The 25,948-nt window shown below is 45.7% G+C and carries 19 protein-coding genes and 6 pseudogenes; 5 read left to right on the top strand and 20 right to left on the bottom strand.

Going from position 1 to position 25,948, the window contains the following annotated elements; all coding sequences use genetic code 11:
• Entirely contained in the window at positions 1–1,218 is a 1,218-nt protein-coding gene (gene mlc, locus UA76_RS12675) for a sugar metabolism global transcriptional regulator Mlc (RefSeq protein ID WP_047046702.1), read from the bottom strand.
• Between the two features lie 317 nt (positions 1,219–1,535).
• Between mlc and pyk the strand changes: the two are divergent.
• Positions 1,536–2,980 (top strand): annotated as a pseudogene (gene pyk / locus UA76_RS12670) (pyruvate kinase).
• A 25-nt stretch (positions 2,981–3,005) separates the two neighbouring features.
• On the opposite strand, the pseudogene UA76_RS12665 reads toward pyk, so the two are convergent.
• Positions 3,006–4,144, bottom strand: a pseudogene (locus UA76_RS12665) (patatin-like phospholipase family protein).
• Between the two features lie 17 nt (positions 4,145–4,161).
• Positions 4,162–4,251 (bottom strand): cytochrome bd-I oxidase subunit CydH, encoded by a 90-nt coding sequence (gene cydH / locus UA76_RS23690; RefSeq protein ID WP_047046701.1) that lies wholly within the window; start codon positions 4,249–4,251, stop codon positions 4,162–4,164.
• Between the two features lie 236 nt (positions 4,252–4,487).
• On the opposite strand from cydH, the gene UA76_RS12655 reads away from it, so the two are divergent.
• Positions 4,488–5,075, top strand: coding sequence for an outer membrane beta-barrel protein (locus UA76_RS12655; RefSeq protein ID WP_047046698.1), 588 nt, complete (start codon positions 4,488–4,490; stop codon positions 5,073–5,075).
• Between the two features lie 63 nt (positions 5,076–5,138).
• Here UA76_RS12655 and UA76_RS12650 read toward each other — a convergent pair.
• The 15 genes and pseudogenes from UA76_RS12650 to yceD form a co-directional block, all read right to left on the bottom strand.
• A pseudogene (locus tag UA76_RS12650) lies at positions 5,139–5,503 on the bottom strand (hypothetical protein).
• A gap of 220 nt (positions 5,504–5,723) precedes the next feature.
• Positions 5,724–7,154 carry a PTS glucose transporter subunit IIBC gene (ptsG, locus tag UA76_RS12645; RefSeq protein ID WP_047046695.1) on the bottom strand — a complete coding sequence of 477 codons (1,431 nt, stop codon included), beginning with the start codon at positions 7,152–7,154 and terminating at the stop codon, positions 5,724–5,726.
• Between the two features lie 445 nt (positions 7,155–7,599).
• The gene (locus UA76_RS12640) at positions 7,600–8,367 is read right to left on the bottom strand and encodes a TatD family hydrolase (protein ID WP_047046692.1); all 768 of its coding nucleotides are present in this window, start codon (positions 8,365–8,367) and stop codon (positions 7,600–7,602) included.
• Positions 8,358–9,326 (bottom strand): DNA polymerase III subunit delta', encoded by a 969-nt coding sequence (holB, locus tag UA76_RS12635; RefSeq protein ID WP_047046689.1) that lies wholly within the window; start codon positions 9,324–9,326, stop codon positions 8,358–8,360. The genes UA76_RS12640 and holB overlap by 10 nt, the downstream gene beginning before the upstream one ends.
• 1 nt (position 9,327) lies before the next feature.
• Positions 9,328–9,956 (bottom strand): annotated as a pseudogene (gene tmk / locus UA76_RS12630) (dTMP kinase).
• Positions 9,956–10,970: pseudogene (mltG, locus tag UA76_RS12625) on the bottom strand (endolytic transglycosylase MltG). The pseudogenes tmk and mltG overlap by 1 nt, the downstream one beginning before the upstream one ends.
• Positions 10,967–11,770 carry an aminodeoxychorismate lyase gene (pabC, locus tag UA76_RS12620; RefSeq protein WP_047046686.1) on the bottom strand — a complete coding sequence of 268 codons (804 nt, stop codon included), beginning with the start codon at positions 11,768–11,770 and terminating at the stop codon, positions 10,967–10,969. Before pabC ends, mltG begins: the two are co-directional and overlap by 4 nt.
• Before the next feature lie 86 nt (positions 11,771–11,856).
• On the bottom strand, positions 11,857–13,098 hold the full coding sequence (fabF, locus tag UA76_RS12615; RefSeq protein ID WP_047046682.1) for a beta-ketoacyl-ACP synthase II: 1,242 nt from the start codon (positions 13,096–13,098) through the stop codon (positions 11,857–11,859).
• Positions 13,099–13,190: 92 nt separating this feature from the next.
• Positions 13,191–13,424, bottom strand: coding sequence for an acyl carrier protein (gene acpP / locus UA76_RS12610; RefSeq protein ID WP_004406112.1), 234 nt, complete (start codon positions 13,422–13,424; stop codon positions 13,191–13,193).
• A 233-nt stretch (positions 13,425–13,657) separates the two neighbouring features.
• Positions 13,658–14,392, bottom strand: a complete 735-nt coding sequence (gene fabG, locus UA76_RS12605) for a 3-oxoacyl-ACP reductase FabG (RefSeq protein ID WP_047046854.1) — start codon at positions 14,390–14,392, stop codon at positions 13,658–13,660.
• Positions 14,393–14,419: 27 nt separating this feature from the next.
• Positions 14,420–15,343, bottom strand: coding sequence for an ACP S-malonyltransferase (fabD, locus tag UA76_RS12600; RefSeq protein WP_047046665.1), 924 nt, complete (start codon positions 15,341–15,343; stop codon positions 14,420–14,422).
• A 67-nt stretch (positions 15,344–15,410) separates the two neighbouring features.
• Positions 15,411–16,391: a beta-ketoacyl-ACP synthase III gene (locus UA76_RS12595; protein WP_047046663.1), complete on the bottom strand. Its 981-nt coding sequence runs from the start codon at positions 16,389–16,391 to the stop codon at positions 15,411–15,413.
• 5 nt (positions 16,392–16,396) lie between these two features.
• Positions 16,397–17,421, bottom strand: a pseudogene (gene plsX / locus UA76_RS12590) (phosphate acyltransferase PlsX).
• Between the two features lie 9 nt (positions 17,422–17,430).
• Positions 17,431–17,601 carry a 50S ribosomal protein L32 gene (gene rpmF, locus UA76_RS12585; RefSeq protein ID WP_004414666.1) on the bottom strand — a complete coding sequence of 57 codons (171 nt, stop codon included), beginning with the start codon at positions 17,599–17,601 and terminating at the stop codon, positions 17,431–17,433.
• 47 nt (positions 17,602–17,648) lie between these two features.
• Entirely contained in the window at positions 17,649–18,173 is a 525-nt protein-coding gene (gene yceD / locus UA76_RS12580; RefSeq protein ID WP_047046654.1) for a 23S rRNA accumulation protein YceD, read from the bottom strand.
• A 148-nt stretch (positions 18,174–18,321) separates the two neighbouring features.
• Between yceD and UA76_RS12575 the strand changes: the two genes are divergently transcribed.
• Complete coding sequence (locus UA76_RS12575; RefSeq protein ID WP_047046652.1) at positions 18,322–18,903, top strand: Maf family protein; 582 nt, start codon at positions 18,322–18,324, stop codon at positions 18,901–18,903.
• A gap of 105 nt (positions 18,904–19,008) precedes the next feature.
• Here UA76_RS12575 and rluC read toward each other — a convergent pair whose 3' ends face one another.
• Positions 19,009–19,953, bottom strand: a complete 945-nt coding sequence (rluC, locus tag UA76_RS12570) for a 23S rRNA pseudouridine(955/2504/2580) synthase RluC (RefSeq protein ID WP_047046649.1) — start codon at positions 19,951–19,953, stop codon at positions 19,009–19,011.
• 591 nt (positions 19,954–20,544) lie between these two features.
• Here rluC and rne point away from each other — a divergent pair.
• Both rne and UA76_RS12560 read left to right on the top strand, forming a co-directional pair.
• On the top strand, positions 20,545–23,541 hold the full coding sequence (gene rne / locus UA76_RS12565; protein WP_047046647.1) for a ribonuclease E: 2,997 nt from the start codon (positions 20,545–20,547) through the stop codon (positions 23,539–23,541).
• 373 nt (positions 23,542–23,914) lie between these two features.
• On the top strand, positions 23,915–25,471 hold the full coding sequence (locus UA76_RS12560; protein WP_047046643.1) for a SulP family inorganic anion transporter: 1,557 nt from the start codon (positions 23,915–23,917) through the stop codon (positions 25,469–25,471).
• Positions 25,472–25,535: 64 nt separating this feature from the next.
• On the opposite strand, the gene UA76_RS12555 is transcribed toward UA76_RS12560, so the two are convergent.
• A complete protein-coding gene (locus UA76_RS12555; RefSeq protein ID WP_047046640.1) occupies positions 25,536–25,925 on the bottom strand; it encodes an RNA polymerase subunit sigma in 390 nt (129 codons plus the stop codon).
• Between the last annotated feature and the right edge of the window lie 23 nt (positions 25,926–25,948).

The following is a 25,948-nucleotide window of genomic DNA, read 5'->3' as shown; positions in this document are numbered from 1 at the left end:
CTAGCCTTCAACCACTTTCATTAACAGTAAACCGTCATACAGCGCTTGCTTGATCAACGCAGCGCCTGGCATTGTCGCTTGTTTGTAGAAACGAGACTCCACCAGCTCTAAATCTTTGTGATACACAGGAAGGCTTTGCTCCTCAATACATGTTTGTATTGCTGGGTACAAAATCTCTTTAGCCTGATTGATAACACCGCCTACAAGCACTTTCTCGGGGTTAAATAGGTTAATCACGATCGCAATCGCAGAGCCCAAGTAGCGCCCTAGCTGCTCGATAACGTCGACAGCCAAAGGATCTCCGGCAGCGGCCGCTTCACAGATCGCTTCAATTGTGAGCCTATCACCCAATTCAAGAGAAGACTCTTCGCCAGACTCTAGTCGTAAGGCAACTTGCTCACGAATAGCTTGAGAACTGGCAACCGTTTCCAAACAACCATAGTTACCACAGTGACACTGCTTGCCGTTAGGGTCGATTTGAATATGCCCTAGCTCACCGATGTTACCGTGACGACCTTGTAAAACGCGGCCATCAAGTACGATACCCGCTCCTAAGCCGTGGTGAATAGAAATAAGAACAGAGTTGTCGTTATCTTGAGAGTTACCAAACAGTTTTTCGGCTAAGGCCCAAGCGCGTGTGTCGTTAGCCACAAACACCGGCAATCCAGTCGCCTTGTAAATTTCAGGCCCCAAGGCCAAATTCTCAACATTGTAGTGTGGCATCTGCAAAACCACGCCCTGCTCTGAGTTCACTAAACCCGGCAAGGTAATAGCGATACTGGTAACGCGATCAAGCTGCTCTGAGTAGGTTTGGAAGAATTCATCAATCTCATGGAGAAGACGAGCCAGAACGTCGTCTTGATCCACTTCGTGAATGTCGATTTTGGTATCGATAAGAACATCACCGCCCAACTCGTGCAGAGCAATGGTCAGGTAGCCTCGCCCTAAGCGCATCGAGAGGAATTGCCAGCCTTCATTATTGACTTGCAGGCCAACAGCTGGGCGACCACGGCTCGTCGCTTCTTGAACCGTAGTTTCATGAATTAAATGTGACTCAATCAATTCTCGCGTAATCTTGGTGATACTTGCCGGTGCAAGCTCACTCTGTTTCGAAAGATCGATACGAGAAATCGGACCTTTTTGGTCTATTAGTTTATATACACGACCAGCATTGACCTGTTTGATATGATCAATATGGCCGGGTTGAGCCATGTACATTGTGCGCTCCAAAAATCAACAACCTAGTAATTTTTTTACTTTGCGAAGTAATTGTGAAGCCCCTTACCATATTGCCGTGACAAACATCACGCTTAATAATAAATCTTTGCGTACCTAGTCAAATCACAGCACATTTCACAGCATTAAACTTTCATTAATTCTTGAAAGAAAAAAACGCAGCCTTACGCAAGCACTTTCTAGTAAAGGCCTGGCAGCTTAGTAATGCAACACTTCAGGTATTTAATTGGCTGTCTCACAGAAAAATCCAATATCTTGCTTATACTTAACGAAAACTCGTTGATTGCAAGGAAGCAGAAATGGCTACAACGCAAAGAAGAACCAAAATCGTTACTACCTTAGGCCCATCCACTGACAAAGGTAATAACCTAGAGCAGATCATTGAAGCCGGTGCCAATGTCGTTCGAATGAATTTCTCCCACGGCACCGCCGACGATCACCGTATGCGCGCGCAAAAGGTGCGTGCCATCGCTGCTCGACTAGGCGTTCACATCGCGATACTTGGTGACCTTCAAGGGCCCAAAATCCGAGTATCGACCTTCAAGAATGACAAAATCATGTTAAACGTCGGTGACAAATTCACACTCGACAGCGAGCTTGGCCGCGGCGAAGGCGATGAGCGAGCAGTCGGCTTAGACTATAAAGAACTGCCCAATGACGTAACCACTGACGATGTCTTACTGCTCGATGATGGACGAGTGCAGCTCAAAGTCACATCAGTTTCTGGCAGTCGAGTAAATACCGTGGTCACGGTGGGTGGTCCTCTCTCGAACAACAAAGGCATTAACAAGAAAGGCGGCGGCCTATCAGCAGAAGCCCTAACCGAGAAAGATAAACAGGACATTTTGCTCGCGGCTGAACTCAAGGTGGACTACCTTGCTGTGTCTTTCCCACGAAACGGCGAAGATATGAAATATGCGCGTAGGCTAGCGCGAGACGCGGGGTTAGAGGCCAACCTAGTCGCTAAAGTAGAGCGAGCGGAAACCGTCTCTAGCCAAGAAAACATTGACGACATTATTCTTGCTTCTGATACCGTCATGGTTGCGCGTGGTGATTTGGGGGTAGAAATTGGCGATCCAGAACTCATTGGTGTTCAAAAGCAACTCATTAAAAGCGCTAGAGCGCTCAACCGCACAGTGATTACCGCAACACAGATGATGGAATCTATGATTTCAGCACCCATGCCAACGCGGGCGGAAGTGATGGATGTGGCTAACGCCGTTCTTGACGGCACCGATGCGTGATGCTTTCAGGGGAAACCGCGGCAGGTGCTTACCCAGTAGAAACCGTAAAATCAATGGCAGAAGTCTGTGTTGGCGCAGAGAAGAAGGCTCTAGAGTCCAGTTCAAGCTATCGTCTTGAGCGGTCATTCATCACTGCAGAAGAAACCATCTCAATGGCAACAATCTACTCAGCAAACCACATGGAAGGTATTAAAGGCATGGTGGCACTCACCGAATCTGGACGAACCGCGTTGATGATGTCGCGCTTGAGTACAGGGTTGCCGATATTTGCACTCTCCCGTAACGAGACCACCTTAAATCGATGTAACCTCTATCGTGGGGTTACGCCGCTCTATTTTGACACTAACGTTGAAACAGGCTTCGACGTCGCGTTAGAAGCGTTGAAATCACTAAAAGAGCGTCGATTGGTGGATTTCGGAGACATTCTTATTATTACCCAAGGGGACATTATGGACGTTGCAGGCTCAACCAACTGCATGCGAATCCTTCCAGTCACCTAACTTAATAATCTTTCGTTGCGCACTTCTATTGGGAGTGCGTAGCGTTAAGATAAGCATCGATAAACCGATTCCCCGCTTCTATCCCCAACTGATAATCAAAACGCAAATCATCCAAATTGCTCAACAACGAACTGGATCTCAATGGTTGAGAAGGTTTAATCTGCAAAACAAAGCAATCATCCGGCGGGCGATTAAGAAAGTCTTGGGTCAATGAGTAAGTTTGGTAATGGACCATCAACATATCGGTGATGCCTGAATCGAACTTATCCCCAGTAGGTGGCTCAAGCGATAGATATCGTCTGCACCAAATAGCCATCTCCCTCCATTAATGAGTTCTAAATGCTTGTTGGAATGTTTCTGCTCCTTTGAGCGAGAGATTTGTTGCTGAAAAAACTCATTCCAATCGGACTTCCACTGATCTAGCTTTTGTCTCATTTGTCCCTGAATAGAATCTATCGGTTCACGTAGCCATTCGCTCTCAGTTTTCACTTCTGGCTCAGTAACGCTAGTCTCGAGCTCGATATCCACCCCTTCAGTTCGAATCACGGTAATAAAACGCGCCCCACGACGCCAAGCTTGCTGCACAGGAATCGCCGCCGAAACTCCTCCATCAACAAAGTTATCTTGGCCAATCTTGACCGAATTTGGATACAGCCTAGGAATAGCGCAAGTCGCTAGCATGACTTTGTACCAGTCCTCTTTCAGCATAGGAAGATAATGGTCGTGCAGGCTGTCTTCATGTGTCACCGCCGCAAAGGCTTGGCGCCCTCCCAATACTCTACGCCCCATATCCAAGTCTAGCTTGTAGGGAAAATCACAGATTTTATCTAACGCCCATTCTAAGCCAAGATATTGCTTTTTACGGATATAACTAAATAGATGGAAAAACTCAGGCTGAGTCGTTAATTCACATAGAAACGCGCGCCCTAAGCCATGTTGCTGACAAAGAAAAGCACAAAGATTCAGTGCACCGGCTGAGGTGCCGTAAAACTCGTCGAAAGGATCGAAATTAGAAAGGATAAAAGAGTCCAAGACACCTGCGGTGAAAATGCCTCTCTGCCCACCACCTTGGGCGACTAAGGTATTTTTTCCGCCAGTGTATTTGGATAGCCGTTCAAGGCTAACTTGCGAGGTACTATTCGTAATGAGACCACTATTTTCCATTACGCGTTACACCGATTTTAGTTGGTAATTGCGATAATGCCGAAGCCAATGATAACCGAAAAAATGACAGTAACCATGACCACAGCTATTTTAAGATCTTGTTCCATAAGCCCTCCCTTTAACAAAGTAATAACATCAGTGTGAGGCATGTTCAATTAATACGTTTTTTTTGTGCGGAATTATGGAGTTATGGTCACAATTGAATATGGGTGCGCCGTACGGAACATGCTTAAGACCTCATATTCTGAGAACCCTGTACTCTAGGAACCTTAATACTCAAACAGCTCGTTATTCTGGAACCAAGAGAGTGATTTGATCAAAATATTTTAAAGAGGGAAGACTGATGCGTCACATCTACCTTGTTATTACGTCACTTTTGGCAGTGTTCAGCTTTCAAGCTCACGCGGCATTTTACGTTGCACCACAAGTCGGCTTCACAGCTGGGGGCAGCGTTGAGAATCAAGAAGGTACCGAATACGACATTGAAGCTAGTGAAAGCTATGCCATTGCATTAGAAACTGACTTTGACAAAGGGCGAATTGGTCTGTTCTATGCCACACAAAGCAGCAAAGTAGAAACATTGAACACAAAGTCATCCATGCACTACTTGCAGTTTCAAAGCAGCATCTACTACCCCATTCAACAAAACGTCTCAACTTTCTTAGGTATAGGGTTAGGCGGTTCTTACGCCGATGTGGAATGGGCGAGCGATAAATACGGCTTCTCAGCCAGTATTTTTGGTGGGGTCGAGTATCAAGTCTCGGAGTCCGTTTTCCTCACAAGCCAAGTGCGCTGGCTTGGTACGGTTGTCGATAACGAAACAACAGGGATTTGTAACCTTCCATCATCCACTGAACAATGCATTATTCGATTCAAAACCGACTGGATGAATCAATTCTCTGCAAATCTAGGCCTCAACTTCAAGTTTTAAACGATTTATAAACAATCAACCCTTGCGGATTAGCAAGGGTTGAACGCATAACAAAGGAGGCAACTAGAACGAATATTTAATACCTAAAGCGCCACCAATTTGCAGCTCTGGACCTTTATACAGATTAAGCTCAGGCTGAATCTGGGCATACATGTCCCAACCGCGGCTCAAGTCCCAGTTCAGTCCAAGCGGTATACGAGCACCAAATTCTTTATGATCCCATTCACTCCAGCGCCCGCGCCAACATACCATGTAAGTGGCAAGCCTTCTTCAAATTCGCCTCGTTTCAATATCATATCAAACGCACCACCATCGTTACCTACGGTGATTCGATATTTATTATCGAGCTCAACAACAGCGCTCAAACCTTGATCGAAAGCCATACCAACCGCGAGTTGGGTATCTGACTCAGAAGCAGAAACCTGCATGGAAGTAAGCACGGCCAAGCCGACAAGTGGTAAATTCTTTTTCATGATCTTTCAGCAACAATAAAACATCGTTCAATTTATACCTTTTTCGGCTGAGAGAATTGTCAGTGCTTCGTCAACTCAGTACTTTTATCCATCAACTCTGTGTAACCAAAAGTAATATCGTAAACAACAAGCACAAAAAAGGAGGCGTTAGCTCCTTTTTCAATTACCGTTTGGATTAACCGTGGTTACGAATCCACTCATCCATATCAGTTTTCAGGTTGTCTGATTTAGTACCAAAGATAGCTTGTACACCACCGGCTACAACAACAACACCTGCCGCGCCAAGTTGCTTAAGCTTGTCTTGGTCAACTGCTTCAGTGTCTGCAACAGCAACACGTAGACGAGTGATACATGCATCTAGACCAGTGATGTTCGCTTTACCACCGAATGCAGCAACAAGCTCACCAGCCATATCAGAACCAGATGCTACAACAGCGTCTTCTGATTCATCTTCACGACCTGGAGTCTTAAGGTCCATTGCTTTGATTACTGCGCGGAATACTACGTAGTACACTGCAGCGTAAACAAGGCCAAGACCAACCATTAGGAACATGTTCTGAGCATTACCAGAAAGAACCGTGAAGTCGATTAGACCGTGTGAGAACGAAGTACCGTGTACGATGCCTAGCGTATTTGTTAGGAAGAACGCAGAACCAGCTAATAGAGCGTGGATTGCGTAAAGTACAGGAGCAACGAATAGGAATGAGAATTCGATTGGCTCAGTGATACCTGTTAGGAATGAAGTCAGTGCTGCAGAAGCCATGATACCCATTACTTTCGCGCGGTTCTCTGGCTTAGCAGAGTGAGCGATAGCGATAGCAGCTGCTGGTAGACCGAACATCTTGAACATGTAACCGCCCGCAAGCTGACCGAAACCATTACCTGCTGCACGAGATGCATCATCTGCAACTAGGTAACAAGTTAGTACGCCGTTTTGCGCTTCGCCTGCTGCGTTAACACATGAACCTGCTTCGAAGAAGAAAGGTACGTTCCAAACGTGGTGAAGACCAAATGGAATTAGTGAACGCTCAACGATACCGTAGATACCGAATGCAACTTGTGGGTTTTGCTCAGCAGCCCAGTGTGAGAATGCACCGATTGCAGAACCAATTGGAGGCCATACTACAGAAAGAACAAGACCAAGAGCGATAGCAGCAAAACCAGTGATGATTGGCACAGCACGCTTACCAGCGAAGAAGCCTAAGTACTCAGGCAGCTGGATTTTGTAGAAGCGGTCAAATGCCCAAGCGGCTACACCACCCACAAGGATACCACCAAGTACACCTGTGTCGATTTTTTCAACGCCCATCACACCAGCCATAACACCTAGTGTCGCCGTCATGATGCCGTAACCAACGATCGCAGCTAGACCTGCAACACCGTCGTTATTTGTAAAGCCAAGTGCTACACCTACAGCGAATAGTAGCGCCATTTGACCGAATACTGAACCACCCGCTTGTTCCATTAGGTTTGAAACAATTTCTGGGATAAAGCCAAGGTCCGCCGCACCTACACCAAGTAGGATACCTGCAACAGGTAGAACGGACACTGGCAGCATCAGCGATTTACCTACTTTCTGCAGGTTAGCAAAAAGGTTCTTAAACATGTTTATGCTCCTGATAAATTTATAAGAATTCTCGGGTTCTAACGGCACACCCCCGTAGCCTAAATGTTAGCACCCAATGAAAATGTAACCACATATTGCATTATATTTTCGAGATACAAATATATCTTGACGTCTCTCTAACTTTCTAGCGGCACGCGAAATTAAGTTTCAAAACCCTAGATAGATCACAGTAAACATACCGCCTTGAAATGCTTTACATTAACCCTATCTCATTGTTAATAAAGCTCTTTATCACTTTATCAATTAATTTCGACCCGTAAATAAAAAACATCTACTTGTTATTTCATGTAACAAAATTACATTAGACGCTTTTTAACCACCCATCTTCAACAAATTTAGTAAACACTAAAATTAAAGCAACATCCGGTGATTTGAAGCACAAAAAAAGGGCTTTTCGCCCTTTTTCTCTTAGTTGAAACATTTTTTATCGAAAAAAAAGTTTTCGGTAATTTTCCGTTGTTTTTTTCGCCACTTCGCTCAAAGCAACACCCTTCAGCTGAGCTATGTACGCAGCAACCTCTACTACATAAGCTGGCTGGTTCTGTTTACCGCGATGAGGAACTGGTGCAAGGTATGGCGAATCTGTCTCAATGAGCAGTCTTTCAAGTGGCACTTGCTTCACCACTTCTTTAAGCTCAGTGGCCTGTCTGAATGTGACAATACCAGATATAGAAATGTAAAAGCCCAGCTCCATTGCCGCTTCTGCAAATTCCAAATCTTCAGTGAAACAGTGAATCACGCCACCACATTTTTCCGCATGGTTTTCACGTAAAATACGCAAGGTATCTTCACGGGCATTACGAGTATGAATAATCAATGGCTTGTTTAGTTCAACGGCTAACTTAACATGCTGTTCAAATCTTAATTTCTGTAAGTCAGCAGTTTCAGGTTGATAGTGGTAATCAAGTCCAGTCTCACCTATCGCAACAACTTTTGAGTGCGTTGCGTATTTTTGCAAAACGTCTAACGCGAACTCACTCTCCACATCAAGAGGGTGGACGCCACAGGAAGCATGCACGTTATCAAACGGCGCTATCATCTCAATCATGTTTGGAAAAGCATCAAGCGTCACACCAATCGACAGTAGCTCTGTCACCTTGGCTTGCGCGGCTTTTTCGATTACGTCAGCCACACCATTGTGCAGATCGTTATAATCGAGTTTGTCTAAATGACAATGGGAATCTACGAACATAAATCCTCAGATAAATGATTAAGCCATTGCATGACCATCAGTTCACTATTCAAACCAGTGAAATCGCGCATTTGGCTGATAAGTTCGACTAACTGCTCTGTGTGTTTATGCAGTAAGTCATACTCTACTAGCTTAGCAATAACCTTTGCACCCGGCTGCATGAAGTCATTTTGCAGTCTGAAATGAACTTTCTGGGCATCCACAAGGATCATCCACAACCAACTCAATCTGCGTATCGGCGCTTCGCTAATAAGTTTGGCCAAATCCATTGACGCTAAAAGATCTTGCCTCAATGTCGAAACAAACAGCTTGGTCAATTCTTGATATTTTTCCGCTTCCTTTTCTTCAATGAAAGCGAGTGTCTTGAGTGGTGCATTGCCATTGAGTGGTGCAAGGTACTTAGCGACAGTTTGACTGGTTTCCGCTTCAACCCAACTCACGACAGTTTCACTAGACGGCGCAACCACGTTCCATTGCTGACATCGGCTCACAATGGTTGGAAGCAGTTGGCTTGATTGTTCTGCCACTAACAAGAAAAGACATTTTTCGCCCGGTGACTCCAATGTTTTTAGCAAGGCATTGGAAGCCGCCTCGTTCATTCTATGTGCTTGGCGAATCACGATGAGTCGATACCCAGAAAGCTGTGAAGACTCTAGGGCGAAATGATTACACTGGCGAATCATATCGACAGTGATTGCTTTTCCCTCTTGCTCAGGGGCAATAACGTGATAATCGGGATGGTTTGAGGACTTCATCAAGTCACAGCTATGACAAAAGCCACAAGGCTCTGATCCTTGGTCACGGCACATAAGCGCTTTAGCAAAATGATCGACAAGCGTCTCAACACCCAAGCCATCTTCTGCAACCAACAAAGTGGCGTTAGCAAAACGATCCGCTTCGATATTCTCAGCCCAACGCTGCCATACCGAGCTTAACCATGGATAGGGTTTAGCAAACATATTATTTGCCTAACCAACGTACAAGAGCGTTTTGAATATCTAAAGCCACTTGCTCAATGCTTTGCTCAGCTTTAATGGTAATAACGCTCTCATCGCTAGCAGCAAGCTCTTGGTAGCGTGCTCGGGTGCGTTCAAAAAAGCTGATATCCATTTTTTCGATGCGATCGAGTTCCCCACGACCACGAGCTCTTTCTAAACCAACTTTAGGATCAATATCTAGATAGAGGGTCAAATCGGGTTTGAAGTCGCCCAAAGTCGTCTCTTTAAGCGAAGACATTGTTTTAGCAGACAACTGACGACCGCCCCCTGATAAGCTTGAGATGACATATCGTGACGATCCCCGACCACCCAAGTGCCATCAGCGAGAGCCGGTTTGATTACGTTCTCAACTAGTTGAACACGTGCGGCGTACATCAAAAGAAGCTCTGTCATATCTTGCAGTACTTCACCTTCATGTTCTTCTTTGACTAGGGAACGCATTTTCTCAGCTAGGACCGTACCACCAGGCTCGCGAGTGTTCTTAATCTTGTCGATGCCATTTTGTGCTAGAGTTTCAAGCACCGCTTTAATCGCGGTACTTTTCCCCGCACCTTCTAACCCTTCTACAACGATAAACTTTGCTTGGCTCATTAGTTACTTCTTATATGTTTTAAATAGGCTCTTACTGCTCGGTTGTGATCAGCAAGATTTTTTGAAAATACGTGACCACCTTTCCCGCTTGCAACAAAATACAGATAGTCACTGTCTTCTGGGTTCAGTGCGGCTAAGACCGACGCTCTGCCCGGCATAGCGATAGGCGTTGGCGGCAGCCTCTAATAATATAGGTATTGTATGGGGTTGGTGTGTCTAAACCTTTACGGCCGATGTGGCTTGGTACTTATCGCCCATGCCATAAATCACCGTTGGGTCGGTTTGTAAACGCATCCCTTTATTGAGTCGATTCACGAACACCGCGGCCACACGCTCTCGCTCTTGGGCAACAGCAGTCTCTTTTTCAATGATCGACGCGAGAATTAATGCTTCATAAGGCGAGTCTAAAGGTAAGTTGGCCTGCTTCGCTTCCCAAGCTTTAGTCAGAATCGTATCTAACTGCTTATAAGCGCGAGAGAGTATTTCAAGGTCCGATGTGCCCGCCGTGTAATGATAGGTCTCAGCTAGGAACAAACCTTCGAGTTTCTCGTTCTCAATCCCCAACTTTTCAGCAATCTGCTCTTCGGTCAGGTCCTGAGTAAGATTCTCAAGTTGAGGGGCTTTGCTTAATGCTTCGAGCCACTCGTCAAAGCGGCTGCCCTCAACAAAGGTGATCGAGAATTGATGCTCTTTACCTTCAACAATCTTTTCAACGACTTGGTAAAGCGTTTGAGAAGGTTCGATAACATAAGTACCCGCTTTTACCTGAGTCAGCTCTGGATAGAATCGTCGTAGTAGTCTACTGCTCAGCTCGTCGTCTTCAAACCAGCCTTTATCTGTGAGTTGATTAATCACTGAGGTCAGACTCGCCCCTGTACGAATGGTAACTACTTCTTGTTGCCCTATCTGAATAGGCTGACCTACGTAGCTGTCAACTTGCTTTGCTACGTAGAAAAAACCACCCGCTGCAAGTGCAGCTAATACAAACAGCAGCGATATAAGTTTTTTAATCACGTGTTCACTTTCTCCTGATAACGCTTGGTCAATGGTCCTATTTTAAATTCTTGGTCTGCAATTCTTGTCACAGGAACAATGCCCATTAAAGAATTACAAATGAAAACTTCGTCTGCTTTCATTAAGGCCTCAAGCCGATACTGACCCACTTCTACGGCTTGGGAAGTTTTTTCTGCAACTTCAAGAACACTTCTTCGAGCAACACCGGCAACACCACTCAAAGTCAAATCGGGCGTATACAAAGTGTCACCGATCACCCAAAAGATATTGGCAATCGTCGATTCTATAACATTGCCATTGATATCCAGCACGATACCATCGACAAGTGACTGTTTTTCGATATCGGCTTTCGCAAGCACTTGCTCGAGTCTATTGTTGTGCTTGTGCCCAGCAAGTATTGGGTTAAGACCAAGCTTTACTTGGCTGACGCCTAACTTAACCCCTTCCTTGCGCCATGCACTGTACTGTTCGGGAAGCGCAAAAGTGCTAATGGTAACATTGGAAGGGCCAACTTGAGTAGGGCTGTAGCCTCGGCCACCCTCTCCGCGGCTAATGTGAACTTTTACCCCCGCTTTCCCACTAGGCAAAGCCGCCTGCTCAATCCATTGAAGAAGCAAGCTCCAATCGGGGTGTTCAATTCCCAATACATTTAAACACGCTTCGATACGTTCTTGGTGCATCATCCACAATAACGGCTTCCCTTCCTCAGTCATTAAAGTTGTGAAACAACCATCGCCATACTGAAAGGAACGATCCGTCAAAGAGATCATATCTTGTTTAACGCCATTGACCCAAAACATGCGCTTTCCCTGAAAATAAAAAAACGGCTTAATGCTATGCATCAAGCCGTTCTATGACAAGTCTTTATCTGAAGATATCGAATCAGCTAGATCTTTTTAAAGATCAAACAGCCGTTCGTGCCGCCGAAACCAAATGAGTTACAAGCAGCGTACTCCATATCTACTTTACGAGCAGTATGAGGTACAAGGTCGATATCCAGTCCCTCTTCAGGGTCATCAAGGTTGATCGTTGGTGGAACAATTTGGTCAACCAATGACATCGCTGTAATGATTGCTTCAGCCGAACCTGCTGCACCTAGTAGGTGACCAGTCATTGACTTCGTTGAAGAAACAAGAACTTGCTTAGCACCAGCTTCACCAAGTGCACGTTTAATGCCTTTGATTTCCGCTACGTCACCTGCAGGTGTTGATGTACCGTGAGCGTTCACATAACCCACTTGTTCACCAGTGATACCAGCATCACGCATAGCCGCTTCCATCGCTAGTGCACCACCAGAACCATCTTCACTTGGAGAGGTCATATGGTAAGCATCACCAGACATACCGAAGCCAACTAGCTCACAGTAGATCTTAGCGCCGCGTGCTTTCGCGTGCTCATATTCTTCAAGAACCATGATGCCAGCGCCATCGCCAAGAACAAAACCATCACGGCCTTTGTCCCAAGGGCGAGAAGCTTTTTGTGGCTCATCGTTACGAGTAGACAAAGCTTTTGCTGCGCCGAAGCCAGCCATACCAAGTGGTGTCGATGCTTTTTCAGAACCGCCAGCTACCATCGCTTCCGCGTCGCCGTATGCGATCATACGCGCCGCGTGGCCGATATTGTGAAGGCCTGTCGTACACGCAGTTGAAATAGCGATGTTAGGACCACGAAGTCCACGCATTATAGATAGGTTACCTGCAACCATGTTTACGATGGTTGATGGTACGAAGAAAGGGCTCACCTTACGTGGACCTTTTTCTACCAAAGCAGAGTGACCTTTTTCGATAAGATCCAGACCACCAATACCTGAGCCAATCGCAACACCTACACGTGGCGCGTTTTCTTCGGTAATTTGAAGGCCAGAATCGTCTAAAGCTTGAATGCCCGCTGCTACGCCGTATTGGATAAATAGATCCATTTTACGAGCGTCTTTTTTAGACATGTACTCTTCGCAGTTAAAGTCTTTAACTAAACCTGCAAAGCGAGTTGAGAAATTGGTTGCGTCAAAGTGATCGATATTAACGATACCGCTTTGACCTTCAAGCAGGGCTTTCCAAGATGATTCTACAGTGTTGCCTACCGGTGACAACATACCCATGCCAGTGACAACAACACGACGCTTGGACACGATCTTATTCTCCGGAATTGAAATGATTCTATGAGAGGTATAGAAGGGTTAGATAAAACACAGGCGGCCAGAGGGCCGCCTGGGAGAGATAATTACTGAGCGCTGTTTACGTAGTCGATTGCAGCTTGAACAGTAGTGATCTTCTCAGCTTCTTCGTCTGGAATCTCAGTGTCGAATTCTTCTTCTAGAGCCATTACTAGCTCAACAGTGTCTAGAGAATCAGCACCTAGATCATCAACAAATGAAGCTTCGTTTTTAACTTCTGCTTCGTCCACACCTAGCTGTTCAACAATGATTTTCTTTACGCGTTCTTCGATGTTGCTCATTTTTCTTTTCCTTTACAGATGTCGCCTAATGCGATGTTTCCGTAGTTTATTCGAACTATTGAAAGTTGCAAGGGGGTCCTTGCTGGTCAAACCACAAATTTAGCGATTTTAACCGAAATTCAACTCATTTTAGCCTTAATTCATGCATAAATGTTGCGCAGACGCACACATTTCAGACCAGAAATCCAGCAATTCATTAACATTTAAACCGCATTAAACTTCTGGTTTGTGCATTAAACCATATACATGCCACCATTTACATGCAAAGTTTCACCCGTGATGTAAGCACCTTCTGGTGATGCTAAAAATGCGACCGCAGCGGCAATTTCACGTGGATCACCTAAACGGCCAGCAGGTACGTTTGCAAGTGTTGCCGCACGTTGCTCATCATTTAACGCTTTAGTCATGTCAGTTTCAATGAAACCAGGGGCTACCGTGTTTACTGTTACACCACGAGACGCGACTTCGCGTGCCATAGACTTAGTGAAACCAATCACGCCCGCTTTAGCCGCTGCGTAGTTAGTTTGGCCAGCGTTGCCCATAGTACCTACAACAGAACCCACGTTGATGATGCGACCTTCGCGCTTTTTCATCATACCGCGTAGTACCGCTTTAGACATACGGTAGATCGGAGTCAAATTAGTATCGATGATGTCGCTCCACTCGTCGTCTTTCATACGCATAAGTAGGTTATCGCGAGTAATACCAGCATTGTTTACTAAGATATCAATAACGCCGTATTCGTCGTTGATTGTCTTCAAAGTTGCCGCGATTGAGTCTACATCAGTCACATTGAGTGCAAGACCTTTGCCGTTATCGCCTAGGTACTCGCTGATAGCAGCAGCGCCGCCCTCAGACGTTGCTGTACCAATAACAGTAGCGCCGCGTTCTACAAGAAGTTCAGCGATAGCGCGGCCAATACCACGGCTAGCGCCTGTAACTAGGGCAATTTTGCCTTCTAGATTCATCATTTGTCAGATTCCTTTTACCAGCAATTATTTTGCTGCTTCTAAAGATGCTGCATCATTAACCGCTGCAGCTGTCATCGTTTTTACAATACGTTTCGTTAGGCCAGTCAAAACTTTACCCGGGCCTAGCTCTAGTAATTTCTCTACACCTTGCTCGTTCATAGCCTGAACACTTTCGGTCCAGCGAACTGGGCTGTATAGCTGGCGAACCAGTGCATTCTTGATCGCCGCAGGATCTGTCTCGGCTGCTACGTCAACGTTGTTGATAACAGGCAGTGCAGGTGCGTTAAACTGGATGTCCTCAAGAGCCACTGCAAGTTTGTCTGCTGCTGGCTTCATCAGTGCACAGTGAGATGGTACTGATACAGGCAATGGAAGCGCGCGTTTAGCGCCAGCTTCTTTACATAGTGCACCTGCTCGCTCAACCGCTGCTTTGCTACCTGCGATCACAACTTGACCTGGCGAGTTGAAATTAACTGGAGAAACCACTTCACCTTGCGCTGCGTCTTCACATGCTTTTGCGATCGCATCGTCATCTAGGCCAATGATTGCATACATTGCACCCGTACCTGCAGGAACTGCTTCTTGCATTAATCGACCACGAAGCTCAACCAGTTTAATTGCTTCTTTAAAATCGATAACACCTGCACAAACCAAAGCAGAATATTCACCAAGGCTGTGACCCGCTAGGTTAGCAGGTTGCTCTAGGCCAAGCTCTTGCCATACACGCCATATAGCCACAGAAGAAGCTAGTAGTGCAGGTTGAGTACGGAAAGTTTCGTTAAGGTCTTCCGCTGGGCCATTTTGAACGAGTGCCCATAAGTCGTAACCTAAAGCGTCAGACGCTTCAGCAAATGTGTTTTTTACAACATCGTACTGTTCGCCTAGTTCACTAAGCATACCAACAGCTTGTGAGCCTTGGCCCGGAAATACAATTGCAAACTTGCTCATTTTCTTATCCTTAAAGCAAACGAAAAGTGAAGCAGTTTCCTGCTCCACTCTAATCTAAAAATTCTTATTAAAACTTAACGAGTGCAGAGCCCCAAGTAAACCCACCACCAAATGCTTCAAGTAGCAGTGTTTGGCCTCGTTGGATTCTGCCATCACGCACCGCTTCGTCTAGCGCAGTCGGAACCGTTGCTGCCGACGTATTACCATGACGGTCTAATGTGACAACCACTTGATCCATAGACATTGAAAGTTTCTTAGCGGTTGCAGAAATGATGCGCAAATTCGCCTGATGTGGCACTAGCCAGTCAAGTTCTGACTTATCCATACCGTTTTCTTTCAGCGTTTCTTTTACTAGGCGAGACAGTTGAGTTACAGCAACTTTGAATACTTCGTTACCCGCCATGTGTAGCCAACTGTTAATGTCATCGCTATGCTCAGACTCACTTGGCACTTTTTCACGGCGATTAGGGAATTTAAGGCTCAGTAGCTCACCGAATCGACCATCGGCATTGATGGTTGTCGACAGAATACCCGGCTCTTCACTTGCCCCTACCACCACGGCACCTGCAGCATCACCGAACAAGATGATTGTAGAACGATCATTTGGATCACACGTTTTAGACAGTGCATCTGCGCCAATCACGAGAATATTCTTACAGTGGCCTGTTTTAATGTATTGATCAGCAACCGATAGTGCGTAAACAAAACCAGAACACGCCGCCGCCATATCAAAAGCTGGGCAGTGTTTAATACCCAAAAGCGCTTGAACTTGACACGCCGCAGAAGGAAAAGCGTGTGAGCCGCTGGTTGTTGCCACAAGAATCATATCAATATCGTTTTTATCGATACCGGCCATCTCGATAGCATTTTTCGCCGCTTGATAACCCATATCTGCCACTGTTTCATTCTCAGCAGCAATACGACGCTCTTTAATACCCGTGCGAGTAACAATCCACTCATCACTAGTATCTACCATTTTCTCTAAGTCTGCGTTTGAACGCACCTGAGATGGCAGGTAGCTGCCAGTACCTAAAATTTTGCTATACATGAAGACTAATAATGCCTCTCGAGTAGAACCGCTTCCAAGCGATCGCTTATACGGCTGGGTACTTGTCGCTTGACTTCGTGTAGCGCCTCGCCAATCGCATTGACGACTGCATCTACATCAGACTTCCGTGACTTTTTATTACAATGCCGCGCAATCCTAGCAAACTTGCGCCATTATACTGGTCGGGGTTCAGTGTTTTTAGCTCATCAAACAGACCAGAGAAGAGTTTTCGCGCAATCCATCCTTTGATTGAAGATGACGCAAAGTATGCTCTGAGTTTCTCGATGAACAATTGCGCGGTCCCCTCACAGGTTTTTAAACAGACGTTCCCGACAAAACCGTCACAGACAACTACATCAGCATTATCTGTTAACAGCTGATTGCCTTCTATATAACCTGTAAAGTTCACTGATTTGGTTTGAGACAACATTTCTGAGCAACGTTTCACAAGATCGTTGCCTTTAATCTCTTCGGCGCCGATATTGAGGATGGCTACTTTGGCTGGTCGCTCTAGATACTGCTCTGCAAGTGCACTGCCCATGACGGCAAACTGAAACAGCGAATCGGCGTCACTGGATACGTTCGCACCAAGATCTAACATCCACGTTTTTCCACCGGATGCTGTTGGCAACGCGGAAATCAATGCAGGTCTTTCTATGCCTGGGAGAAGTTTAAGACGAAAACGCGACAATGCCATTAGAGCGCCAGTATTGCCGCCACTCACACACGCATCCGCAGAATTATTGGCAACATGATCAATTGCCATGCCCATGGAACTGCCGTGGCTGTTGCGAAGCGCTAAGGATGGTTTTTCTGAATTCGAAATGGTTCGGTCGCTATGTTCGACGACGAGTCGGTCATTCGCTTGAATACCGAGTTGGGATAATTGCGTTGTGATCGAGGTCCGATCACCGATTAGGATAACTTTCAGCTCTGGGAAATACGACAGTGCCTGCACGGCGGCAGGCACTGTAACACGAGGACCGAAGTCCCCGCCCATTGCATCAAGCGCAACGGTAATAGTTTGCAAAGGTCAACCTTACTTGTTGATAACCTTTTTGCCGCGGTAGTAACCTTCGGCAGTCACGTTGTGACGTAGGTGAGTTTCACCTGAAGTTGCGTCTACAGATAGTGCAGCTGTAGTTAGGGCATCGTGTGAACGACGCATGCCACGCATTGAACGTGATTTCTTGCTCTTTTGTACGGCCATTGACCCTACTCCTATGTTAATTCTTAATATAGCTACTTTAGAAAAAGTTACTTCTTTAAGCTTTTTAAAACATCGAATGGATTCGGCTTTTCTTCCACAATTTCTTCTGGAATTTCACCAAACACCAAATTGTCTGATTTAACGCTACAATCCGCTTCGTCGTGCATAGCAATTTGAGGCAATGCTAAGATGAACTCGTCTTCAACTAATTGAATGAGGTCTAACTCACCGTACTCGTTCAGATCTACCAAATCGTACTCTTCCGGTGCTTCCTCTTCACTTTTCTCGCTATAAATAGGAGTACAAGTAAATTGGACATCACACAAATGTGTGAAAACTTCATTACAGCGTTGACACTCTAAGTCGACTTCGATGTTAGCTTTACCAGAGATAACAACAAGTCGCTGCTCATCAAGCCCAAATGATATTGAGACTTCTGCGTCGCGTTTAACGCCTTCGACTGAGTCAGCTAAGCGCTTAAAAAGACTGACTTGGATGATGCCATCGAAGTCGAGACGTTTCTGAGCGGTTTTGGCTGGATCAACCGTTCGCGGTATTTTTACCTTTTGCATAGGGCGCGAATTCTATCTTCCTAATTGTTTAGAGTCAAAGGAAAAGGGCAAAAAGTTAGACTTTTTTTCCTTCCAACGAACTGGGCTAGTATTGGATACATAATATGAATTAAGCTTTCTCTAACCCATGATTAGATTGTAAATATTAATGCAAGATTACCAATTAGTATTGGCTTCTACCTCACCATATAGGCAGCAACTGCTCAATAAACTCGCAATTCCGTTTGTCACGGCTTCTCCCGACTTTGATGAAACACCATTAAGCAATGAAAGTCCGACTCAGCTCGTAACACGCTTAGCTGAAGGCAAAGCGCGCTCTTGTACCATCGACAAGCCAAGCCTTGTCATTGGAAGTGACCAAGTCTGCGTCATCGACAACATGATCATTGGCAAACCGCTTACTCGTGAAAATGCGATTGCTCAACTTACCCAGCAAAGCGGCCGCTCCATCACTTTTTATACGGGTCTTGCGGTGCATAATACTGCGTCAAACGAAACTCAAACTCGCGTTGACACCTTCACGGTGCATTTTAGAACGCTTACCCAACAGCAGATCGAAAACTACGTCGACAAAGAGCAGCCTTTTTACTGTGCTGGGAGTTTCAAAAGTGAAGGACTTGGAATTTCACTGTTTGAACGGTTAGAAGGTAAAGATCCGAATACCCTAGTTGGACTTCCGCTTATCGATTTAATCGATATGTTAGCCGAACAAGGCCTGTACATCCTCTAGGAGAGTCCTTCTAGAGTCTTATTGAACTGTGAAAACGCTTGTACGATAAAAACGAGAAAAGATTTGGAGTACCATCCAAACCTTTTTGTCTAAAATCTATCGAAGTTATAAGGCTCTCAAGCCTTTCAGCGCTTTCTCTAGCCTATTTTCCATCGGAGCATTAATTTCCATCCATTCGTCATTAGATGGGTGTTGGAACTTAATATTCGCGGCATGGAGGAACAATCGGTCCAAACCAACCTTGCCAGTATAAGCATCAAATCGACGATCTCCATAACGATCATCCCATGCAATTGGATGCCCGGTATATTGGGTATGGACACGGATCTGGTGAGTGCGGCCAGTGATTGGGCTTGCCTGAATCAACGTCGCATCTGCGAATTTTTCAATAATCTTAAAACGCGTTTCAGACGGTTTACCCTTGGGGTTTACTCGCACAATACTATTGACTTCGTTTTTCAGCAGGGGCGCGTTAACGACTTTACAGCTTGGCTTCCACTGCCCCATCACAAGAGCAAAGTAGAACTTCTTCACTGTTTTTTCGCGAAACTGCGCTTGTAGGTGCCTTAACGCCGATCGTTTCTTAGCCACCAAAAGGATACCTGAGGTGTCACGGTCAATACGATGAACAAGTTCCAAAAAGCGCGCTTCTGGTCTTAACGCTCTAAGAGCTTCAATTGCACCAAACTTTAAACCACTACCGCCGTGTACCGCAGTACCTGATGGTTTATTGAGAATAAGCATATGATCATCTTCATAGATAATTTTATTCTCAAGCTCGGAAACCTTGTTTAATTTAACGCTTGGCGCGACCTCTTCAGGTTTTTCCTCTACCGTAACTGGCGGGATACGAACCAAATCGCCCGCTTTGAGTTTGTATTCAGCTTTGATGCGCTTTTTGTTTACGCGCACCTCCCCCTTACGCACGATTCGATAGATCATGCTCTTTGGGATGTTCTTGAGTTGGTTGCGTAAGAAGTTATCTATACGCTGTCCAGCCATGTCTTCATCAATGTCGACAAACTGAACTTTTGTTCTGATTTCGTTCATTTCGCGATTGTATCATCCAAAGTGATTCTATTTCACATTTTCTTGATGCAGATTTGCATCTTTTAACAAAACTAAGTTTATCAAAGTGTTTTTTTAATGAGCTGTGGATAACAAACAACCACTTCGGAGAAAACACATCAAAAATCAATTATAAACAAACACTTAACTCAGCCACACTAACACTTGTACCGTTTTTTTTTGCCTGTTTATAACAAAGCAGATTGCTGACTTTACCCTGCACTGCTATAGTTCACAGCTGCGATAAGTGTTTTGGTTGAATTTTATACAAAACCCAATCACTTTAGAGCAATAAAATGAGTAGGTTACCCAGAATCATCGTGCTGCATATGGCGTAAGACACCATTGAGCTGGGTTGTCTTGTTACTCTACTCATCGTCAATCATGTTTGAGTATTTACCGCCAGACTGCGGCTTACAGGCGATACAGAAATACGTTTGTAAGGACTGAAGTGCCCCAAGAGCATCCCCTCCAGCCGGGAGGCTGCAAATTATAGCCATGGGATCAGGCACCGTGACAACGACAACAAGTAGCAAGAGCAATTAAAACAAAGAATATATAACGAGATTTCTAATGAAAAGAATGTTAATCAACGCAACTCAGAAAGAAGAGTTGCGTGTCGCTTTGGTTGATGGCCAGCGATTGTTCGATCTTGATATCGAAAGTCCAGGTCACGAATCTAAAAAAGCGAATATCTACAAAGGACGTATCACCCGTATTGAACCTAGCTTAGAAGCTGCTTTTGTTGACTACGGTGCTGAAAGACACGGTTTCCTCCCTCTCAAAGAAATTGCCCGCGAATACTTCCCTGAAGGTTACACATACCAAGGCCGTCCAAGCATTAAAGAAGTGCTTAAAGAAGGCCAGGAAGTCATCATCCAAGTTGAAAAAGAAGAACGTGGTAACAAAGGCGCCGCCTTAACTACCTTCATTTCACTTGCGGGTAGCTACCTTGTACTGATGCCTAATAACCCTCGTGCTGGCGGAATTTCTCGCCGCATCGAAGGTGATGAGCGCACTCAACTCAAGGCAGCTCTAGACACGCTTGAACTACCAAAAGGTATGGGACTGATTGTTCGTACTGCTGGTGTTGGTAAGAGTGCAGAAGAGCTAGAGTGGGATTTGAATGTACTTCTCAACCACTGGGGAGCAATCAAACAAGCGTCTGACGCAAACCCTGCGCCTTTCCTTATCCACCAAGAAAGTAACGTAATTGTTCGTGCTATTCGTGACTATCTACGTCGTGATATTGGTGAGATTCTTATCGATAGCAACACAATCTATGAGCGCGCACTAAACCACATCCGTTTAGTACGTCCTGATTTTGTTAATCGCGTTAAGAAGTACGATGGCGAAGTGCCACTGTTTAGCCACTACCAAATTGAAAGCCAGATTGAATCTGCTTTCCAACGTGAAGTACGCCTTCCATCTGGTGGTTCCATCGTAATCGACCCTACAGAAGCGTTAACCTCAATTGATATCAACTCTGCCCGCGCAACAAAGGGTGGCGATATCGAAGAGACAGCACTCAACACCAACTTAGAAGCTGCAGAAGAAATTGCCCGTCAATTACGTCTGCGCGACCTAGGTGGCCTTGTCGTTATCGACTTTATTGATATGACGCCAGTTCGTCACCAACGTGAAGTAGAAAATCGCCTAAAGGACTCTGTTCGTCTAGACCGTGCTCGCGTTCAAATTGGCCGTATTTCACGCTTCGGTCTTCTAGAGATGTCTCGCCAACGCTTGAGTCCGTCTCTTGCAGAAGCGAGCCACCATATCTGTCCTCGCTGTTCAGGTACGGGTGTTGTCCGTGACAATGAATCACTGGCACTTTCTGTTCTACGTTTGATCGAAGAAGAAGCGCTGAAAGACAATACGGCTCAAGTACTTGCTGTTGTTCCTGTTCCGATTGCTTCTTACCTTCTTAACGAAAAACGTCGTTCTGTTAACCACATTGAGCGTATTCAAGAAGTTAAGATTACTGTCGTTCCAAATTCAGACATGGAAACCCCTCATTTCGAGGTAATTCGTGTTCGTGAAGGTGAAGAGTTCGATCTGCTATCTTACCTACTTCCTAAGAAGCTAGATGCGCTGAAAGAAGCAGAAAGCAAAGAGCCAGCAGAGCAAGATATCAAGCCTAAGAAACTTGAAGAACCCGCTCTTAAAGGCTTTGCAGCACCTGCTCAAAATGCACCGACGCCTGCTCCTCAGCCGAAGCCAGTTACGAAGCCACAGGGTAAAACCGAAGAAGGTGCCTCTGAGCAACCTGGCCTTGTTAGCCGCATTCTAAAAGCTCTAGGCAATCTGTTCTTTGGCTCTGCTGAAGAAGAGAAGAAAGAAGTAGAGAAGAAAGAAGAAGAGAAGCCGAAGCAAAATCGCAACAACCGTCAACGTCGCAACCGTAACGATAATCGCCGTCGCAATAATCGAGACAACCGCGATAATCGTGACAGCCGCGATAAGAATCGTCGCAACAAGCCAGCTCGCGATGAGCAAGCTTCTCAAGAGAATGGTTCAAATAACCAAGAGCGTAAGCAAAGCCGTAAGCCACGCCAAGACCGTCGCAATAAGCGCGATGACGCTAAGCAAAACAAGCTAGCAGAAGAAGGTCAACAACTGGCTGCTGAAGCGCAATCAACTAAGTCTGAAGCGCCAGCTGAAGAGAAGGCAGCTAAGGTACGTGAACGTCGTCAACGCCGTAAGCTCAACAAGCAAGTTCGCGTAAAGGATCAGCAAGCAAACGCAGACGAAGAAGCAAAAGCATCTCAAGCTAAGCAGGCCGTTGAGAAAGCCAAAGCTGCAGAAGCACCAGAAGCTGCTGATTCAGAAGAGCCTAAACAGCGTCGTAACCGTCGTTCACCACGTCACCTAAGAGCAAGTGGTCAACGCCGTCGCCGCGGACGTGATCGTCGCCCTAACCCATTCCGCCTTCGCAAAGGTGGCGTAGCGTCACCAGAGATGGCAATGGGTAAAGTGATGCCTCGTTACGATATTCAGAAAGGTAAACCTAAGCGCGAACAAAAACCTGTAGAGCAAGTTGAAGTAAATGCAGCTTTAGCTCCTGCACTGCCGGGTTGTGCATTCCCAGAAATGGCAATGGGTAAAGTGATCATCCGCAAAGAAGAAGCTATCGCTCCAGTTGAAACTGCACCTGTCGTTGAAGAAGTAGCACAAACGCCAACTCAAGCTGAATCAACTAACGTTGAATCAAACACTGTAGATACAACAGCTGCTGCGCAAGAAGTTGTTGCTGAGAAGCCTGTAACTGAAGCACCTGTTGTTGAAGCTCCTGTTGTTAAAGAAGCAGTGGCACCTGAAGCTAAGGTTGAAGCTGAAGTCAAAGTTGAAGCACCTACTACGAAAGAAGTCGAAGCGACAACTGATGCAGTAGCAACTTACAAAGGCCACGCTACTGCACCGATGGCAAAAGCGGCTGGACCAGAAGAACTGAAGGAAATCTCTGTTGTAGCGGCACCATTCCGCACAGAGCGTTATCAGCCAAAAGGCGCAGGTAGCCAAGTTGCGACTAGCCAAGCTGGCGCAGCAATGGCTTCCCCATCCGCTAACTAAGCTTTGACTTGGATTATCATCCATACTGCAAAATGCCGCTGACTATCAGCGGCATTTTTTATTCATTCATATTTATATTGATGAAGGACTGTTTCATTATTGAACTTAATCACACTTTTCTGTAGCATTCGGCTCTCGATCTGAACATCTCTACACATTTTAATGCGCTAAAATGGCTAGAGTGAGCAAATTGACTTATGTTTCTTTTCTACTCGCACCTAACAACAAGCTTACGCTTCGTTCAATCGCTAAGTAGTCACTACAGTCACATGGAAGTTAATCAATCATTTCTCTATTGCTAACAGCAATTTTTTCAGCGCTTTTGTGTTTTATTGTCCAGAATAAATACATTACTTACTAGCACTGAGCACCCATGTTCGAATTTCCTCAATTTTCTAAGCACTCAGTTAAAAACGACGTTCTTTCTGGTTTAACTGTTGCTTTAGCCCTTGTTCCAGAAGCGGTAGCTTTTGCCTTCGTTGCCGGCGTAGACCCAATGGTGGGTTTATACGCGGCATTCATCGTTGGCTTAATTACATCCATCTTTGGCGGCCGTCCTGGCATGATCTCCGGCGCAACTGGCGCAATGGCCGTTGTTATGGTGAGCTTGGTATCCGTTCATGGTGTTCAGTACCTCTTTGCCGCTATCTTACTGGCCGGTATCCTGCAAATCACAGCCGGTATCTTTAAACTGGGTAAGTTCATTCGTATGGTGCCACATCCGGTTATGATCGGCTTTGTAAATGGCCTTGCGATTGTTATTTTCTTAGCACAATTGGGCCAGTTCAAAGCCCCAGACGCCAATGGTGTTATGACTTGGTTGCAAGGTGCAGACCTATGGCTAATGCTAGGTTTAGTAGCAATTACCATGGCAATTATCCACTTCTTACCTAAGTTGACGACGGCCGTACCCTCTTCGCTTGTAGCGATTGTTTCAATCACATTAGTTGTACAGCTAATGGGCCTCGATACCAATACAGTTGTCGACTTCCTTCGCACTATGTCTGGTAACCCAGAAGCGACACTGGCAGGTACTTTACCGACTTTCGCAGTACCGATGGTTCCATTCACCTTTGAAACACTAGAAATCATCCTTCCGTATGCGATTATCCTAGCGGCGATTGGTCTGATTGAATCTTTGTTGACACTCACCGTGCTGGACGAAATGACCAATACTCGCGGTCAATCAAACCGTGAATGTGTTGGCCAAGGTATGGCGAACGTAACATGTTCAATGTTTGGTGCAATGGGTGGTTGTGCGATGATCGGCCAGTCAATGATCAACGTAAACTCTGGTGGCCGTGGCCGTCTATCAGGTATCGTTGCAGCCGTTGCCCTACTGTTCTTTATTTTGTTCGCATCTTCACTGATCGAGATGATTCCACTGGCGGCACTAATTGGTGTTATGTTCATGGTGGTTATTGGTACGTTTGAGTGGGCGACCTTTAAACTGGCACGTCGCGTACCAAAGCAAGATTTCTTTGTGATCGTACTTGTGACGGTGGTGACAGTACTAACCGATTTAGCGGTAGCGGTAGCGGTTGGTGTGATTGTTTCTGCACTGATGTTTGCTTGGGAGCACGCAAAACACATCTACGCGAGCAGCAAAGTTAACGAAGAAGGCTCGAAAGAGTACCATGTCAATGGCCCTATCTTCTTTGGCTCGGCGGCAAACTTCCTTGAGCTGTTCGATGCTCAGAATGATCCAGAAGACGTGATTGTCGACTTCGCGAACTCTCGCGTTGCTGACCACTCCGCCATTGAAGCGATTGAAACGTTGGCAGAACGTTACTCTTCTGCAGGTAAGACATTGCACCTTCGCCATTTGAGTCCTGACTGTCGTAAGTTACTCGATAAAGCGGGCAGCCTTATCGAAATCAACGTAAAGGAAGACCCAAGCTACAAGGTTGCAACTGACGTGCTTGCTTAACATACTAACTGTTTTAGAAAAGGGCTTGAATTTGTTCAAGCCTTTTTTTTATGGATTCTTTAGTCTAATTCAGAACGGTATACCCGCGGTTAGTCATACAATTGCGCATGACCTGATGTACTTGGGCTTCGTAATCTGCTTGGTTCGCTCGTCGGTCACGGCTTCCACCGACGACCCCAACAGCGCCACCCACTGCCGCGCCTGTCTTCGCTCCTTGAGAACCAGAACCACCCGCAATTGCACTCCCTGCTGCACCAACCGCCGCACCTCTTAACGCACCTCCTAGCGCACCACGCGAGCGCGTGTCTTTCTGTACTTGGCTAGCCATTTCTTCACACTGATGCATGTCGTAAACAAAGTCTTTTTCATCGACACCTGACTTGTCGACGATGAGATTTGCGCTCGCACCAAATGAGAACGCCATTGCGATAGAAAAAACAGTCACATGTTTCATTGTTTTAACTTCCTATTGAACAG

Source organism: Vibrio mexicanus, from assembly GCF_001012815.1.
Lineage (GTDB): Bacteria > Pseudomonadota > Gammaproteobacteria > Enterobacterales > Vibrionaceae > Vibrio > Vibrio mexicanus.
This window is presented reverse-complemented; position numbering and strand designations above follow the sequence as displayed.

Coding starts and splice junctions, on each gene's coding strand:
- UA76_RS12595 (WP_047046663.1), bottom strand. CDS start 16,391: ATGTATAGCAAAATTTTAGGTACTGGCAGCTACCTGCCATCTCAGGTG.
- rluC (WP_047046649.1), bottom strand. CDS start 19,953: ATGAACGAAATCAGAACAAAAGTTCAGTTTGTCGACATTGATGAAGAC.
- UA76_RS12640 (WP_047046692.1), bottom strand. CDS start 8,367: ATGTTCGTAGATTCCCATTGTCATTTAGACAAACTCGATTATAACGAT.
- ptsG (WP_047046695.1), bottom strand. CDS start 7,154: ATGTTTAAGAACCTTTTTGCTAACCTGCAGAAAGTAGGTAAATCGCTG.
- yceD (WP_047046654.1), bottom strand. CDS start 18,173: ATGCAAAAGGTAAAAATACCGCGAACGGTTGATCCAGCCAAAACCGCT.
- UA76_RS12555 (WP_047046640.1), bottom strand. CDS start 25,925: ATGAAACATGTGACTGTTTTTTCTATCGCAATGGCGTTCTCATTTGGT.
- rne (WP_047046647.1), top strand. CDS start 20,545: ATGAAAAGAATGTTAATCAACGCAACTCAGAAAGAAGAGTTGCGTGTC.
- fabD (WP_047046665.1), bottom strand. CDS start 15,343: ATGAGCAAGTTTGCAATTGTATTTCCGGGCCAAGGCTCACAAGCTGTT.
- UA76_RS12575 (WP_047046652.1), top strand. CDS start 18,322: ATGCAAGATTACCAATTAGTATTGGCTTCTACCTCACCATATAGGCAG.
- holB (WP_047046689.1), bottom strand. CDS start 9,326: ATGTTTGCTAAACCCTATCCATGGTTAAGCTCGGTATGGCAGCGTTGG.
- UA76_RS12655 (WP_047046698.1), top strand. CDS start 4,488: ATGCGTCACATCTACCTTGTTATTACGTCACTTTTGGCAGTGTTCAGC.
- pabC (WP_047046686.1), bottom strand. CDS start 11,770: ATGTTTTGGGTCAATGGCGTTAAACAAGATATGATCTCTTTGACGGAT.
- cydH (WP_047046701.1), bottom strand. CDS start 4,251: ATGGAACAAGATCTTAAAATAGCTGTGGTCATGGTTACTGTCATTTTT.
- mlc (WP_047046702.1), bottom strand. CDS start 1,218: ATGTACATGGCTCAACCCGGCCATATTGATCATATCAAACAGGTCAAT.
- UA76_RS12560 (WP_047046643.1), top strand. CDS start 23,915: ATGTTCGAATTTCCTCAATTTTCTAAGCACTCAGTTAAAAACGACGTT.
- acpP (WP_004406112.1), bottom strand. CDS start 13,424: ATGAGCAACATCGAAGAACGCGTAAAGAAAATCATTGTTGAACAGCTA.
- fabG (WP_047046854.1), bottom strand. CDS start 14,392: ATGAATCTAGAAGGCAAAATTGCCCTAGTTACAGGCGCTAGCCGTGGT.
- rpmF (WP_004414666.1), bottom strand. CDS start 17,601: ATGGCCGTACAAAAGAGCAAGAAATCACGTTCAATGCGTGGCATGCGT.